Raw genomic sequence first — 16,580 nt, forward strand, 5'->3', positions numbered from 1 at the left:
GGGGAACCCTGCATGTCCGATACCACTCAGCGACCGGAAGAATACGGCGCCGATTCTATCAAAGTTCTCAAGGGCTTGGATGCTGTTCGCAAGCGCCCTGGCATGTATATCGGGGACACCGATGACGGCAGCGGTCTGCACCACATGGTGTACGAGGTCGTGGACAATGGCATTGACGAAGCGTTAGCCGGTCACGCGACCGCCGTTAACGTGAAAATCCATGCCGATAATTCTGTTTCTGTCCGTGACAACGGGCGTGGAATTCCCGTCGATATGCATGCCGAAGAAGGCGTGAGCGCGGCCGAAGTTATCATGACCCAACTGCACGCTGGCGGTAAGTTTGATAGCAACTCTTACAAGGTCTCTGGGGGTTTGCACGGCGTGGGTGTTTCGGTCGTGAACGCTCTGTCCGATTGGTTAGAGCTACGCATTTGGCGCAATGGTAAAGAGCATTATGCCAAGTTCGTACGCGGCGAGACTGCCGAGCACTTGCGCGTTGTCGGCGACGCCGAGGGGCAGAAGGGCACAGAGGTGCGTTTCCTTGCTTCGACCGATACTTTCTCGAACCTTGATTACATCTTCAAAACGCTGGAAACCCGTCTGCGCGAGCTGGCATTCTTGAACTCCGGTGTGCGGATTATCCTAGAGGACGAGCGTCCTGCGGAGCCCCTGCGGACCGAGTTGTTCTACGAAGGCGGTGTGCGCGAGTTCGTGAAATATCTCGACCGCAGTAAGACCGCGATGATCGAAGAGCCGATCTTTATGACCGGTGAAAAGGATGGCATTGGCGTCGAAGTCGCGATGTGGTGGAACGACAGCTACAACGAGATGGTGCTGCCGTTTACCAACAATATCCCTCAGCGCGATGGCGGCACCCACATGGCTGGCTTCCGTGGTGCCCTGACGCGGACCATCAACAGCTATGCGCAGACCTCTGGCATCGCCAAAAAAGAGAAAGTCACCTTCTCTGGTGATGATGCGCGCGAAGGTTTGACGGCTGTTTTGTCGGTCAAAGTGCCGGACCCGAAGTTCAGCTCTCAGACCAAAGACAAGCTGGTCAGCTCCGAAGTGCGTCCCGCGGTTGAGAGCCTGATGAACGAAAAGCTGGCCGAATGGTTCGAGGAAAACCCGAACATCGCCAAGCAAGTTGTGGGCAAAATTATTGAGGCGGCTTTGGCCCGTGAAGCAGCGCGCAAGGCGCGCGAACTGACACGCCGCAAGACCGCGATGGATGTGAACTTCCTTGCAGGCAAGCTTAAGGATTGTTCGGAAAAAGATCCGGCCAAAACTGAACTCTTCTTGGTGGAGGGTGACTCGGCGGGCGGTTCTGCACAGACAGGTCGTGACCGCGGCACGCAGGCGATCCTGCCTTTGCGCGGTAAAATTCTGAACGTCGAACGTGCCCGTTTCGATCGTATGCTTGGCAGTCAGGAAATTGGTAACCTTGTGATGGCGCTTGGCACTGGCATTGGCCGTGACGAGTTCAACATCGACAAACTGCGGTACCACAAGATCGTCATCATGACCGACGCTGACGTTGACGGTGCGCACATTCGGACGCTGTTGCTGACGTTCTTCTACCGCCAGATGCCAGAATTGATTGAGGGCGGCTTCTTGTATGTCGCGCAGCCACCGCTCTACAAAGTGGCGCGTGGTAAATCAGAGGTTTACCTCAAGGATCATCCCGCGCTGGAGGATTACTTGATCCAGCAGGGCGTCGATGGCGCGAGCCTGCGCATGGGCAACGGCGAAGAGATCGTGGGGCAGGATTTGGTCCGCGTCGTCGAAGAAGCCCGTTCGGTCAAACGCATCCTCGATGCCTTCCCGACCCATTATCCTCGCCACATTCTGGAACAAGCGGCGATCGCTGGGGCTTTTGTCCCGGGTGCGATTGATGCGGACCTGCAGGGCATGTGTGACACCGTGGCTGCGCGTCTGGACATGATTGCGCTGGAATATGAGCGTGGATGGCAGGGGCGCCCGACGCAGGACCGTGGCATGCGCCTGAGCCGTATTCTGCGCGGCGTCGAAGAGGCGCGGACCCTCGATGGCCCCGTTTTGCGGTCGGGCGAAGCGCGCCGCGTCGGCTCCATGACTGAGTCGATGCAGGACGTGTACGGCAAGCCCGCGAAGTTATGGCGCAAAGAGCGGTCGCAGATGATCTACGGTCCGCTTGACCTGTTGCACGCGATCCTGAGTGAAGGCGAGAAAGGCCTGTCGCTACAGCGCTATAAAGGTCTGGGTGAGATGAACCCCGAGCAGCTGTGGGAAACAACTCTGGACCCAAATGCGCGGACCCTCTTGCAGGTGAAAATTGACGACGTGGCCGAAGCCGACGATCTGTTTACCAAGCTGATGGGGGATGTGGTCGAACCGCGGCGCGAGTTCATCCAACAGAACGCACTTAGCGTTGAAAATCTGGACTTCTAAATCAGAAAGGGCGGTGCACAGTCACCGCCCTTTGTTTCTAGAGCCCACACTTCGCAAGTTCTTGTGCGTAATGTTGGGGGGTATCTATGCGTCTGTCTTTCTGGCGTGCAGCATGCTCCAAAGGCTTTTGCAATTTTAGAACTGCGAGCTTCGCACGCCGCTCCAATTCCTTTTTCGCAGCACTCTCGGAAGTTGAACTTGCAAGCGGCAAGTGCATTCTGCCGCGGATCAGAAATCGCAATTTACGGTTGAGCGCGCGTTTGAGCTGATCAGAGTAAGTTTTGTGGTGGGCGACATGCTCTAGCTCATGCGCAAGGACGACTTCCCTGAGGCATGCGTTATGGGTGATCGAAGGCGCGAGCCAAATATTAGGTTGGTGCTCCCCTATCATCACCTGTATTTCCTTTACTCTGATGCAGGAGCCTGACCGATCGCGAATTTTTTCCCATTGGAACGTCACATGGGTATCGCGGTCGAATTTCGTCAAGCCTTGTATCCTCCAACCCGCTCTCAGTGCAGAGCGTGCTCCAGTTGGTTGATTTCGAACGATTTTGGCTTGGGTAGATTGGGCGCGTATGATGACCTGCGGCGCGCGTGCGCATTGCGCACTAAGCGAAGGACTGAGTTTCTGTGCTGACCACGCAAAGGTGGGAGCGGACGACAGGAGCAACGCCAACATGAAAAACGTCGTTCGTAGAACAGTGCCGAAATCAAGGTCGCGCGTGTCGCGCTGCGTCATGCAAAAGGTATAATCGTTAGGGAACTTGCTCTTTGGCGTGTGCATAGCCAATTTCCCTTGGTTGTTTTTGTTCTCTCTATGACAGGAAACCGATAACTACCTATGGTTTATAGACGCAACTAACGATCTGAAAGTTCCAATGAGCGACAAAATAGTTAAATTGAATTTGCAGAGATGTGGATTTCCTTTGTGTTTCCGGTCGCTAGGAACGAGGGGGCGCAGCGCAAATCTGAAATAATGCGTCGCATTTCCGCAGTGCAGCGCAATTTTTGGGAACCTGTTGGTCAGAAAATCGCATCAATTTGCGTTGGACTCGGGCTGCCTGTGGTTGATTTTTCCGTCTCTGGGGTGCAGGTGTCTGTGCGATAGCTAGACTGAAAGCGAAAGACATGCCCGCATATCGTTCACGTACAACCACCCACGGCCGTAACATGGCAGGGGCCCGTGGCCTCTGGCGTGCAACCGGTGTGAAGAACACTGATTTTGGCAAGCCGATCATTGCCATCGTCAACAGCTTTACCCAGTTTGTGCCCGGTCACGTTCACCTCAAGGATCTTGGGCAGTTGGTTGCCCGCGAAGTTGAGGCAGCTGGCGGCATTGCGAAAGAGTTCAACACGATCGCAGTTGATGACGGCATCGCGATGGGCCACGATGGCATGCTTTATTCGCTGCCCTCTCGCGAACTGATCGCAGATAGCACTGAATACATGGTGAACGCGCACTGCGCCGACGCCATGGTTTGTATCTCGAACTGTGACAAGATCACGCCCGGCATGTTGATGGCTGCTATGCGCCTGAATATCCCCGCGATCTTTGTTTCGGGCGGCCCGATGGAAGCGGGCAAAGTGACTTTGGGCGACGGGCGCGAAGTATCACTGGACCTCGTAGACGCAATGGTTGCAGCAGCGGATGACAAAGTCTCTGACTCTGACCTTATGGCGATCGAAGAAGCGGCATGCCCGACCTGCGGTTCGTGCTCTGGTATGTTCACCGCGAACTCGATGAACTGTCTGACCGAAGCCTTGGGGCTGTCGTTGCCTGGCAACGGTTCAACATTGGCCACCCACTCGGCTCGGAAAAACCTGTTCCTCGAAGCTGGCCGCCGCATCGTTGAGATCACCAAGCGTTACTATGATGAAGATGACGCGAGTGTTCTGCCTCGTAACATCGCCACCAAGTCTGCGTTTGAAAACGCGATGGCGCTGGATATCGCAATGGGCGGTTCGACCAACACCGTTCTGCACATCCTTGCTGCCGCGATCGAAGGTGGTGTGGACTTCACTATGGACGATATCGACGCTTTGTCGCGCCGGGTGCCGTGCCTGTGCAAGGTCGCGCCGAACAAGGCTGACGTCCATATGGAAGACGTCCACCGTGCTGGTGGCATCATCGGTATTCTTGGCGAACTGGCCCGCGGCGGACTGATCGACACCAGCTGTTCGACTGTTCATGCGCCGACATTGGGCGACGCGATTGACCAATGGGATATCGCTGTGTCGCAAAACAATGCAGCGCGCGAGCTGTTCCTCGCCGCACCCGGCGGTGTCCCAACGCAGACCGCGTTTAGCCAAAGCAGCAGTTGGCCTGATCTGGACACCGACCGAACCGGCGGTGTGATCCGCTCGGTCGAAGCGCCCTTCTCCGAGGATGGCGGCTTGGCCGTACTGAAGGGAAATATCGCACTTGATGGCTGCATCGTGAAAACTGCGGGCGTTGACGAGTCGATCCTGGAGTTCACCGGTCCCGCCAAGGTCTTTGAAAGCCAAGACAGCGCTGTCTATGGCATCCTGAACAATCAGGTAAAGGCTGGCGAAGTTGTTGTGATCCGGTACGAGGGCCCCAAAGGTGGTCCGGGCATGCAGGAAATGCTGTACCCGACCAGCTATCTTAAATCCAAAGGTCTGGGCAAAGACTGCGCGCTGATCACTGACGGTCGCTTCTCGGGTGGCACGTCTGGGCTGTCGATCGGTCATGCGTCGCCCGAAGCGGCTGCTGGCGGCACCATCGGCTTGGTGCGTGACGGCGACATCATCGAAATCGACATCCCGAACCGCACTATCAATCTGGCAGTGGACGAGGTCGAACTGGCTGCGCGCCGTACGGCTCAGGATGCAGCGGGCTGGAAACCTGAAGAGACACGCAAGCGCAAGGTGAGCCAAGCGCTGAAGGTTTACGCCGCCTTTGCATCGTCCGCCGACAAGGGCGCGGTACGCGTCCTTCCGGAATAAGTCCTTCGCCAAGTGATATGCAAAAAAGAGCCCCGTCCACGAGAGTGCGACGGGGCTTTAGTTTGGGCTTCGTAATGGTACGAGGGAACGTCGAAGCCTTGGGTAATCTCGTGCCTCAGCGGCAGATGTTGTATTCGCGGCGATAGTTCGTTTCGGTGTCCATCGCACGATCTTTGGAGTCTGCGATGGCGTCAAAACTACGGTTCGACGCGTAGAGGATGTCCATTGTGCGCTGCATCAGGATGTCTTTGGCGGCGCGGGTGTCGGTGCCTGCATTGATCACCATACCACTCTTATTCCGCAGACGAGAGGCCAGATTGCGACGCACATCGTTGCTGAATTGGCGAATATAGGCGTTGTGGTTCTGCACATGCTGCAGTTCATGGTTCAACGTGACTTTATACTCGCAGCTGTTGCGGCGGATGCGGGGGTTGATCCAGATCTGGGGCTGTATCACGCCGGTTTGCACTTGGACCGATTTGATCCGTAGGCATGACCCCGCAGCGGTATTCAGCATTTCCCACTGGAAGTTCGCTTTGAAGGATCGCTTTAGCTCTGCCAGACCTTGGATCCGCCAGCCTGCTTTGATTTTTTTGCTGTAGCTTGCTGGTTTTCGGGTGGTCACGACGGGCTGGCGAATGTTTTCGACAACCCTCACGATTGGCGCCTGACCGCAGAGTTGCGCAAGCTGGCGCGCCGAGGGTGGTTTCGCCGCAAATGCCGGAGTTGCCAAACCAGAAACTACAGCTAACATCATGGCAGCTTTTATGGTGATCTTCGTGGCGGTCCCGAACATGACAGTCCCCTTCAATTGGCTTCAAGGAGGGTCGGTCCCAGCGGGCCCAACCCGCTCCGGTCAATGTCTTGGCTGCCGGAGTAGCCTTATATTGATGGGTTTCCACAGGGATTGCCCGACCGCCATTGGTGAGAGCCTCTGCGTTTTCGACTAAGGGGAATGGCGCGAAGGGGAGCCTCGGTGTCCGTCCGGACGTATATATACCTATGGCGAGACTTACGACTTGCTCAGATGGCTAAATGTAGACCGAAGGATGTAGTCAGACGTTTTGCTGAAAATACATCAAAAGATGTATCTCGCGCAGAAGTCGCGTTGTGCCCCATCGAAGTCGTGTACCCGAGACATGGCAAAGATTGATGCGCGTTTGAATGGAACGCTATGCGTGTTGGGTAGTTAAGCCACCGAACGACTTACAACAGCGGTGGCGAGGGATATGATTTTAGCGATAGGGGTGATTCTTGGGGCGATTGTGCTGCTCTTGGTACTGGTTTCGGCATCGCACTGGCTCCACTCAGAGAAGCACCCGATTCCTCCGCAGCCGGAAAATTCGATCCGGCTGGCCACATATAACGTGCATTACATCAAGCTGCAGGAAGAAACCGGTCAGTGGTCGATTGAGGATTGGCATCGCCGCAAAGAGCCCTTGAACACGGCATTTCGCGCGATCGGGCCGGATATCATCACTTTTCAAGAGATGGAAAGCTTCGCCTCTGAGAATGGTGATGAGGTCAATCTCGCACGTGACTATCTGCTCGAACGTAACCCCGAGTATAGCTATGCCGCGCGCGGGGACTGGACCTATTGCCCAATGACCCAGCCTATTTTTTACCGCACAAGCCGGTTTGAATTGCTTGACGAGGGGTCCTTTGCCTTTCCCGAGACATATAAGCGGATGCGCCACACCTGCGAGATCGGCGGCTATCCCTACTTCGCATCTTGGGTGAAGCTGCGGGTGAAGGCGACAGGCCAAACGCTGCGTGTCGTGAACATGCACCTCGACTACTGTAACCAGAAAAACCGCCGTAAATCGGCTGAATTGATCAGCCAGCACATCGACCCTTGGATGGCGGATGGGGATCACGTGGTTCTGATGGGCGACTTCAATTCGTGGGACGGGATGCGGCCCCTGCGCGTCTTGGCACGTCGTGGTTTGAATATTCCGCAGATCGCTGGATCTACCTTTCACTTCAATCGCGGTTTGCATTTGTTTGCCGCAATCGATCACATGGGCTTTTCCGAAAACATCCGCTTGGCGACCACGCCCGTTGTCGTGCGGCAGAAGTTCCTAGGCGAGTATCCATCGGATCACTATCCGCTGCTCTCCGACGTTTACCTTGAGTGATTCTGTGGCGTGCCCCCCAGCTGTTGGGTGAGTTCGTTCGCGGCCTTGCGGATCTGTTGTCCAATCGAATCAAGTCGCGCATCGGTGAGCCGGGCGGCCAATCCGCTGACACTGATTGCGCACACCGCCTCGCCTTGGGGGGACCACACCTCGGCCGCGACGCAACGTAGGCCGGTCACGTGTTCTTCGTCATCCAGAGCATATCCACGTTCTCGGGTTCTGTGGATGTCGACGAAAACCTCGTCCATGGATCGCAAACTTTTCGAGGTCATCGGCGGCAAGCCAGCGCGTTCTGCAAGCGCCTTGATGTCTTCATCCGTCCATGTCGCGACGATCGCTTTGCCCATGCCACTGCAGAACACGGGCACTTGACCGCCGGGGTTCGAGATGGCGCGCATGATCTCTCGGCTCTCGACTTGACTGATAGTGACTAGCTGGTTGCCATCGAGGATGCCCAAATTGGCCGTTTCACGTGTAACATCTCGGAGTCGCTTGAGAAACGGCAGCGCGGGCGCCACAAAGTTACGCCGCCGACCAAAGGCGGAACCAACGGCATATGCCTCTCTGCCCACATGCCACAGTGTTGTCTCGGGCTCGAATTGCGCAAAACCATGTTGTTCGAGCGTGGTCAGCAATCTGTGGGCGGTCGATACAGCCAAGCCCGTGGTCCGCGCCAGATCAGAAACCCGCAACCCATCATCCGAGCGCGCTAATTCCTGCAGCAAGATTAGAGCGCGGCTAACTGACTGGACACCATCTTTGGGGCTTTTCATTTTCGACCTCGTGTTTTCCACATTGTGAAAAACCTTTTTCCATTTGTCACGCATTTCGAGACAGCGCGCTATCTGTCCTCTCAGAAATGGAGGACGCCATGACCAATTATGTTGAGCGCCAAGGTCTGCAGGTGGCCGCACCGCTGGCCGCACTGATCGAAGAGCAAGTGCTGTTGAACGTGACCCACGACGTGTTCTGGTCGGGCTATGCGCAGATGCTGCGTGACCTGATGCCCAAGAACGCCGCACTTTTGGCCAAGCGCGATGATCTGCAGCAGCAGATTGATGCTTGGCACAAAGAGCGTCAGGGCCAGACGATCGATGCAGCTGAATATCAGTCGTTCCTGAAAGAGATTGGCTATCTCGTGGATGAGCCCGCGCCGTTCATCGTGGATACCCAGAACGTTGACCCTGAAATCGCAACCATCGCCGGACCGCAGCTGGTGGTTCCTGTGATGAATGCACGCTTTGCCCTGAACGCGGCCAACGCACGCTGGGGCTCGCTCTATGATGCGCTGTATGGCACCGACGCTATCGAAGGCCAGCCCGAGGGCAAAGGCTATGATGCGGCGCGCGGTGCTCAGGTCATCGCATGGGCGCGTGCACATCTAGACAAAGCGACCCCGCTGGCAAATGGCTCTTGGGCTGACGTTCAGGCACTTGAGGTGCGCGATGGTGCGCTGGTGGCCACAGTCGGCGGTGCTGAAGCCGCTCTGGCTGATCCCGCACAGCTGGCTGGTTACAACGAGCGCGGCAACGTGTTCCTGCGCCAGAATGGTCTGCTGATCGAGATCGTGATCGACCCTAACTCGACCATCGGCAAGGACGATCCTGCAGGTATCTCTGATATCCGTCTGGAAAGTGCTCTGACCGCGATTCAAGACTGCGAAGATTCGGTTGCGGCCGTGGATGCCGAGGACAAGTGCGTTGCCTATGCCAACTGGCTGGGGCTCATGAAAGGCGACTTGGCAGAGAGCTTTGAAAAGGGCGGGAAACAACTGACCCGCACGCTGAACCCTGATGTCACCTACCTGACGCCCGAGGGCAAGCCTGCCATCCACCCCGGCCGTGCTCTGCTGTTGGTCCGGAACGTGGGCCACCTGATGACTACCGACGCAGTGCTGCTGGATGGACAAGAAACCCCCGAGGGCATGCTGGACGCCGCAGTGACTGTGGCCGCCGCGATGCACGATCTGGCGAAATCGGCGAATAACAACTCGCGCGCAGGTTCAGTTTACGTCGTTAAGCCCAAAATGCACGGCCCTGAAGAGGTGGCTTTTGCCAACGAGATGTACGGGCGCGTCGAAGATATCCTTGGCCTGGCGCGCAACACCGTGAAACTTGGCGTGATGGACGAAGAGCGGCGCACCTCGGCGAACCTTTTGGCCTGTATCAAAGAAGTCAAAGAGCGCTGCGTGTTCATCAACACTGGCTTCCTTGACCGGACTGGCGACGAAATCCACACCTCAATGTATGCGGGTCCTGTGATCCCGAAGGGTGAAATGAAGGATGCCGCTTGGCTGACCGCTTATGAGGCCGGGAACGTGGACGCGGGCCTAATCGCTGGCATGGACGGCAAGGGCCAAATCGGCAAAGGCATGTGGGCCAAGCCCGACGCGATGGCCGAAATGCTGGAGGTCAAAATCGGCCACCCCAAAGCCGGTGCAAACACCGCATGGGTTCCCAGCCCCACGGCTGCGACTTTGCACGCGACCCATTACCATCAGGTGAATGTGGCCTCGTTGCAGGAAGAGTTGAAAGGTCGCGAGAAGGCTAGCCGCGATGCGCTGCTCACCCCGCCGCTGATGATTGGCCGCAACCTGTCCGATGCCGAAGTCACTCGGGAACTGGACAACTCGTGCCAGTCGATCCTTGGCTACGTTGTGCGCTGGGTCGACATGGGTATCGGCTGCTCCAAGGTGCCGGACATCAACGACGTTGGCCTGATGGAAGACCGCGCAACCCTCCGTATCAGCTCTCAGTATTTGGCGAACTGGCTGATGCACGGCATCTGCTCGGAGCAAGAGGTTCTGGACTCGCTCAAACGCATGGCGCTGAAGGTGGACGCTCAGAACGCGAACGACCCTGCTTATACCGCCATGGCCCCAGCCTACGACGGTCCCGCGTTCAAAGCCGCCTGCGATTTGGTGTTTAAGGGGGCCGAGCAACCTTCGGGCTATACCGAACCGCTTCTGCACGCAGCGCGCCGCGTGGCCAAAGCAAGCTAAGGAGAGACGAACATGATGACAGTACAACGCTTGGATTTGGCAGACGCTACCAAGATGCTCGCTGGCGCCCGCGCCAAAGCCGAGGAGATCGGCGTGCCCATGTGCATCGCGATCACCGATGACGGCGGCAACCTGATCGCGTTCGAACGCATGGACGGTGGCAAAGTCACCAGCACCACTATCGCGATCGACAAGAGCTTTACCGCGTCGGGCGCCAAGAAGGCGACTCACGAATACGGCGCGATTAGCCAGCCCGAGGGTCCAACCCACGGGATTAACAGCGCCATTGGCGGTCGCTTGATGGTTGTTGGTGGCGGCCTTCCGGTCATGGTCGATGGCGCGTGCGTCGGGGGAATCGGTGTCAGTTCGGGTACGCCCGCGCAGGATATGGAGGTCGCTCAGGCGGGAATCACTGCGCTGGGTATCTGATCAGATCGCTCGAAAAGTAGTTAAAATTTGGCGGCTCCCGTTTTGGGGGCCGCTTTTCGTTTGAGGCTCTTGAAACCTTCATCTGCCGCATTTTGCTCAAAATTTTGGCGAAATACGTAATCCTGAATTAACACTTTTGCGCGAACTACGTAGTCGGATACATTCGTCGGGTCGTATTAATTCCCCCTAAGTTTATAAGCCCATCCCGAATGTGGCTGCACTTATCCCAACGCTGTATTGGCTCGTCTGTAATGGTGAGAGATGCCCCTCAAATGCTGCCTTAATTGGCCAGAAATGCTATGCAAATGGGGAGGTCCTGTCCGAATGAAACCCCAAAATAGCCTTTAAAACAAGGGTAATGCCATTGGTCCGTCCCAAATAAACCGTAAGCTTTGATCAAGGTTGGGAAGTTAAATTCTCAGTGCTTTTCACAGCCCATTATTCGGACCGGGGACACCATGTGCACCATCTGCCAAGAACTCAGACCTCAGACAGGGGATTGCGATTTTCCCCCCTCTGATTTGACGGTCGAAGACGCCACGACTGGCACGGATAGCGTAAGTTTTTCGAGCGGTTCGTCTGGCTCTAGTGCAGAGCTTACAGACGGGACGTTGGACGATCTGGCCGATTATCTGATCGAAGGGTATTGGGCTGGGAGTGGGGCCCCGCAGCGGTCCTTTGCGGACGGGAATTCGACTACGGTCATTACTGTGGATCTTACGGACCTCACGTCCGAAGGCCAGCAGTTGGCCAGATGGGCCTTTGAGATGTGGGAAATGGTTGCCGACATCCAATTCATCGAGACGACGAGCACTGCGGATATTACTTTCTCGGACGATTATTCGGGCGCCTACTGCAACACCAGCTACACTGGAGAGACGATTACCAGCGCCTTTGTGAACGTGTCAGAGAGCTGGCTCGACTCCTACGGCACCACAATCGACAGCTACGCGTTCAGCACTTATGTCCACGAGATAGGCCATGCCTTGGGGCTGGGGCACATGGGCGACTATAACGGTTATGCCTCGTACACTGATGACGCTGTGTTTGCGAACGACAGCTACCAGATGTCTGTGATGTCCTACTTCAGTCAGACAGAAAACCCGACCATCGACGGAGATTATGCTGACCCTGTGACGGCGATGATGGCTGACATCCTTGCGATCCAGACGATCTATGGCGCGGCAGGGTCCTCTTCTGCGACAGCTGGCGATACCGTCTACGGGGTCGGGACAAATCTGAACAATATCTTTGGCGAGTTGTTGGAGGACGCCATCACGGGGCAGACCTCGGCAAAATACGGCGGTGATGCTGTTGCGATCACGTTCTATGACGAGTCCGGTGTGGATACGATCGATTTCAGCACGCTATCGACCGCTGATTACATCGACTTGGCCCAAGAGAGCTTCTCGAATGTGGGTGGGTATGACGGCATCGTCGCGATCGCTCGCGGTACCATCATCGAAAATGTTTATTCTGGCGGGGGGAATGACACCCTGTCAGGAAACGGTGCTGACAACTTGATGAACGCAGGCCAGGGCAGCGACCGCATCTATGGTTATGCGGGTCACGATACGTTGCAGGGGGAAGACGGTAACGACCGTCTCTTTGGTGGCGGTGGCCGAGACCAGCTCTACGGTGGAATCGGAGATGACTCGCTTGTCGGCAATGGCCAGAACGACCGATTGTATGGGGGCGAGGGGGCGGATACGTTGCAGGGTGGCAGCGGCAAAGACAAACTGTTTGGCGGTGACGGTGAAGACTCCATTTCCGGCAATGGCAAGCGTGACAAGCTCTTTGGCCAAGGCGACGACGACCTGCTGCTTGGCGGCGGTGGTCGTGACAAGGTGCTTGGTGGCAGCGGGGATGACCGAGTCTACGGAAACAAAGGTAACGACAGACTGCTAGGCAATCTCGGCAACGATACCTTGGGCGGTGGCGACGGCGACGACACTCTGATCGGAGGTTTGGGGGATGACAGCCTCACTGGCGGAAGTGGCGCGGATACGTTTGTCTTCTCGGCCAATCATGGCAGCGACACCATCACGGACTTCACTGCAAGCGATGGCGATATGCTCAAGCTCAAAACGAACCTGTGGACCGATGGCGATGACGAGAGCTTTGATCTTGGCGATCATCTCAGCGTCGTGGATGGCAACGCCGTGCTCACGTTCGACTCGGGCGACATGCTACTGATCCAAGGTGTAACTGATCTGGACACCATCATTAGCAACTCCGAGCTTTTCTGATCCTTTAGGCGCTACGTCCCGCCCAATGCTGGTCTTTTTCAAGCGAGGCCGCTAGAGACAGGGGGCACGCCACTGCATTTCGACGCGTGCGATCCGGATGACCGATAGCCGCGGAGACTCGCGCAGATGCAATTTGTGATTTTCATCGGTCCGCACAAAGTGGGCTCCAGTCAGCTTCAGGATTTTTTGTACCGGAACTACGTGCGGCTGATCCAATCCGGCATTCTGTATCCCATGATCGAGGCTGAGGGCCTATCTTTCATGGTCTCCAAGGCGATCATTGGCGATATCGACGATATTCCGTTGCCGGTAAACGCCCGCGAGGCGCACAATGCCTTTGCCTACAAGATGATTTCCGAGGTCGACGAGAACCGATTTGTGCCGCCTAAGCACACTGGACTGCCACGCACACGTCAGATGTTCCGTGCCATCAAAAAGCAGATCGAATTTGTGCAGCCAGAGGCTGTGATCCTCGCGTCCGAAGTGTTCTCGACATTTGGAGTGATCAGTCCCCGCTTGATTCAGACCCTTATTGATGAATTCCCCGATGCTGATTTTCGGATTATCGCAAACTTGCGTCGCGTTGATAATTATCTGGCAAGCTGGCATGGAGAGCGCCTGAAGGCTGGCGAGCGATTGCATCCCTTGGGGCGTGGCGGATTGCAGTCCTATTACGACACCACGCATTTCGACTACAGTCAGATTCTGGAACCTTGGGCACAGGCGATGCCCGAAGCGGACTTCGTGTTACGGGACTTCTCAGCGGTGCGATCCGAAGGCACCATCGCTGACTTCAAAGAGCAGTCTTGTCTGAACTTTCCTCGGAATCTGACAACGCCAGCGCCCCAGAACCCCACTATGCACCGCGCGGTGCAAGAGATTGTGCGGCGTGGTAATGCACAGCTGATGCCCGAAGTTGCGCAAAATTTGCGAACTTTCTTGGAAGTCATAACGCCTGAACTCGATTTGCCGAAGTCATCGGACATCGAGATGTATGGCTCTGTGCTTCGAGCTGAAATGTTTGACCGTTTTGAGGATGTTCATGAGTTCCTCTGCGATATGACGGGGCAAACACCCTTTTTCGCGAACTTGCAGAACATGCTCCGCGAGAGACCCATTCCAGAGGCCGAGGCAACTGCCGAGGCTGTGTTGAAGCTCAAATCGCATCTGCGGAGTCTTTCTGACGCCGATGCCCGAACCTTCATCGAGAATTTCGCGCTGTAACAGTCAGTCGCGGAACATCTGCCAATCGTGGTAAAGCGCCTCAGCCGTACAGGCCTGCGGCCGGGGCAACCAGCTTTGTTGCAGCTTTTGGGTTGAAACTGTCGCGACGGGCAATGCGCCCTCTGGTGCTTCTTTCCAGTGGAAATCGCGTTCCGCAGCATCAAGAATCGCATTCATAGGCAGGTCTACAGGCGCGGCCACATTCAGGATGTCTGGGCAGTCTTCGAGAGGGCAGGTGCACAACGCTGCGATGATCCGTGCCAAATCCGCAATTCCGACGAAACTGCGGACGGGCCCAGAACCATCGGAAAAACGATCTAGGACGATGGGCGCTGTACCTGCCAAGGATCTAGAGATCGCATCTGCGCCGATCACATTCGCAACCCGCAGGATAATCGGCCGAGGCCCGTCGGTGCCGCGTAGCATATCCTCCATTTCGGCCTTGGCTTGGCCATAAGGGCTTGCCGGTGTCAGCACTTGTGCCTCTCTGGCCAACAAGCAAGAGCGGCCATAGACCGATTGCGTCGACAAATGGATCACACGATCCGCGCCGGTTTGAGTTGCCAGTGACTGCGCCGCGCGTGCCAGATCAAGGTTCACGCGGGTTTCTTCTAGCGTTCCGAAACAGACACCCCAGAGGCCAACGACAGCGCGAGCCTGTGAAACGACGGGCGGCATGTCTGGCGTCCACGCTTGCCACATTTGTCCGCTCTCGCGTGCGACCGCTGCAACGTGAAAGGACGGTCGCTCGCGCTTCCACGCCTTTAGCACGCGGCGTCCGACCTGACCGTTTGCACCCGTTACCAGAACCGGAGTTTCGAGCATCCCTGATGATATCCCTCTATCGGATGATTTGCGCCGATATTGGCAAACATCCCGTGTTGCTTGAGCATCTTTCTAGCCTTGATCGCAAAGCTTGTCTTGGAGCGAAGCGCAAAAAATGGCATCAACTCAGCCAATTGATAAATGCTTTAAGGTTTCCCGATGCTGCGCCTTTTTCTAAGCCTTGTTCTGGTTACAGCCATCTCAGGCTGTATCGTTCCGCGAGGTGCGGTGACAAAATCAGAAGTTCTCAGGGGCTCTAACAGCCAAGACGCGAGCTTTGATGTCGTCGATCTAAACCCCACCTCCCTAGCCATGGTCGAGAAGTGGCCGCGGACTGGTGGCGGTCTAAAGCATGGGTGGATCGGCGGAAGCCGAGGTGCGTCCGACTATATCATTCGCTCGGGCGATATCCTGTCGCTGAGCATTTGGGATAGCCAAGAAGACTCCCTGTTGACGGGCACTGGACAAAAAGAAGCGCGCGTTCAGAATATCAGAGTCTCATCCGGAGGCAGTGTTTACTTGCCCTATATCGGCAATGTGCAAGTTGCTGGCAAAACGATCGAAAGTGCTCGAAACACGATTGCGCGGCAGATGGAGAGCATAGCGCCTTCGGTGCAAGTGCTCGTCTCTGCTCAGCCGGGTCAGAACAATATTGCGCGTGCCGTCGATGGCGTGTCGCGTCCAGGCGCTTATCCCCTAACGGATCGGAGCTACAGCGTCCTAAACTTGATCGCAGATGCGGGTGGTGTAGCCGATAGTATCCAGAACCCTGTGGTTCGACTGATGCGTGGGGGTGGGACCTACGAAATCTTTGCATCCGAACTGACCGAGAACAGTGCGCTGGATACCGCTTTGCGTGGTGGCGACAAGGTACTGGTCACCGATCTGCCCCAAAATGTGACAGTCATGGGGGCGACAGGACGCGAGATGCAAGTCCCTCTGAAGTATCCGCCGATGACTGCGCTTCAGGCCGTCACAAATGCTGGCGGTCTGACAGACACGCGCGCAAACCCCAAGGGTTTGCTCGTTTTGCGCCAGTATGAGCACAATGCAGTGCGACTCGATACACACGGGCCGGACAAAGACTTGGTGATCTTTGCGTTGGATATGACCAACGCCGATGGATTGTTCGCAGCACAGAAGTTCGAAGTTTTCCCTGGCGACATTGTCTACGCCTCGGAATCGCCACTGGTCTTGATCAACAACTTCCTTGATGTGTTCCGCGCAAGCGGGGCGACCTTTGTACAGGCGCAGAATCTAGCGAACTAACTCATTTCTGGTTGGCAGCATGAAGCGGGCGTCTTTGGGCGCCCGTGT

The 16,580-nt window shown here is 56.2% G+C and carries 12 protein-coding genes; 8 read left to right on the top strand and 4 right to left on the bottom strand.

The genetic code is table 11. The features are described 5' to 3' along the window. Nucleotides 1-12 precede the first annotated feature (12 nt). The gene (gene gyrB, locus BM225_RS08895) at nt 13-2,430 is read left to right on the top strand and encodes a DNA topoisomerase (ATP-hydrolyzing) subunit B (RefSeq protein WP_072709117.1); all 2,418 of its coding nucleotides are present in this window, start codon (nt 13-15) and stop codon (nt 2,428-2,430) included. Between the two features lie 37 nt (nt 2,431-2,467). On the opposite strand, the gene BM225_RS21560 is transcribed toward gyrB, so the two are convergent. Further along, nucleotides 2,468-2,917, bottom strand: coding sequence for a hypothetical protein (locus BM225_RS21560; RefSeq protein ID WP_143095358.1), 450 nt, complete (start codon nt 2,915-2,917; stop codon nt 2,468-2,470). Between the two features lie 641 nt (nt 2,918-3,558). Here BM225_RS21560 and ilvD point away from each other — a divergent pair. Further along, entirely contained in the window at nt 3,559-5,397 is a 1,839-nt protein-coding gene (gene ilvD, locus BM225_RS08905; RefSeq protein ID WP_072709120.1) for a dihydroxy-acid dehydratase, read from the top strand. Nucleotides 5,398-5,512: 115 nt separating this feature from the next. Here ilvD and BM225_RS08910 read toward each other — a convergent pair whose 3' ends face one another. Further along, nucleotides 5,513-6,193: a hypothetical protein gene (locus tag BM225_RS08910; protein ID WP_072709122.1), complete on the bottom strand. Its 681-nt coding sequence runs from the start codon at nt 6,191-6,193 to the stop codon at nt 5,513-5,515. Between the two features lie 433 nt (nt 6,194-6,626). Here BM225_RS08910 and BM225_RS08915 point away from each other — a divergent pair, with 433 nt between their 5' ends. Further along, nucleotides 6,627-7,535, top strand: a complete 909-nt coding sequence (locus BM225_RS08915) for an endonuclease/exonuclease/phosphatase family protein (protein WP_072709124.1) — start codon at nt 6,627-6,629, stop codon at nt 7,533-7,535. Here the strand turns inward: BM225_RS08915 and BM225_RS08920 are convergent. Beyond that, a complete protein-coding gene (locus tag BM225_RS08920) occupies nt 7,523-8,308 on the bottom strand; it encodes an IclR family transcriptional regulator (RefSeq protein ID WP_072709432.1) in 786 nt (261 codons plus the stop codon). The two genes, BM225_RS08915 and BM225_RS08920, sit on opposite strands and share 13 nt — an antisense overlap. Nucleotides 8,309-8,406: 98 nt before the next feature. On the opposite strand from BM225_RS08920, the gene BM225_RS08925 reads away from it, so the two are divergent. The 4 genes from BM225_RS08925 (at nt 8,407) to BM225_RS08940 (ending at nt 14,438) form a co-directional block, all read left to right on the top strand. Next, complete coding sequence (locus BM225_RS08925; protein WP_072709126.1) at nt 8,407-10,536, top strand: malate synthase G; 2,130 nt, start codon at nt 8,407-8,409, stop codon at nt 10,534-10,536. Between the two features lie 12 nt (nt 10,537-10,548). Further along, entirely contained in the window at nt 10,549-10,965 is a 417-nt protein-coding gene (locus BM225_RS08930) for a GlcG/HbpS family heme-binding protein (protein ID WP_072709128.1), read from the top strand. Between the two features lie 458 nt (nt 10,966-11,423). Continuing rightward, nucleotides 11,424-13,214: a M10 family metallopeptidase gene (locus BM225_RS08935; protein WP_083595764.1), complete on the top strand. Its 1,791-nt coding sequence runs from the start codon at nt 11,424-11,426 to the stop codon at nt 13,212-13,214. Between the two features lie 126 nt (nt 13,215-13,340). Then, the gene (locus tag BM225_RS08940; RefSeq protein ID WP_072709132.1) at nt 13,341-14,438 is read left to right on the top strand and encodes a hypothetical protein; all 1,098 of its coding nucleotides are present in this window, start codon (nt 13,341-13,343) and stop codon (nt 14,436-14,438) included. Between the two features lie 3 nt (nt 14,439-14,441). On the opposite strand, the gene BM225_RS08945 is transcribed toward BM225_RS08940, so the two are convergent. Then, complete coding sequence (locus tag BM225_RS08945; RefSeq protein WP_072709134.1) at nt 14,442-15,263, bottom strand: NAD-dependent epimerase/dehydratase family protein; 822 nt, start codon at nt 15,261-15,263, stop codon at nt 14,442-14,444. Nucleotides 15,264-15,491: 228 nt separating this feature from the next. On the opposite strand from BM225_RS08945, the gene BM225_RS08950 reads away from it, so the two are divergent. Next, complete coding sequence (locus BM225_RS08950) at nt 15,492-16,532, top strand: polysaccharide biosynthesis/export family protein (protein ID WP_177218590.1); 1,041 nt, start codon at nt 15,492-15,494, stop codon at nt 16,530-16,532. Nucleotides 16,533-16,580: the final 48 nt, after the last annotated feature.

This window comes from Donghicola eburneus, assembly GCF_900115865.1.
GTDB lineage: Bacteria > Pseudomonadota > Alphaproteobacteria > Rhodobacterales > Rhodobacteraceae > Donghicola > Donghicola eburneus.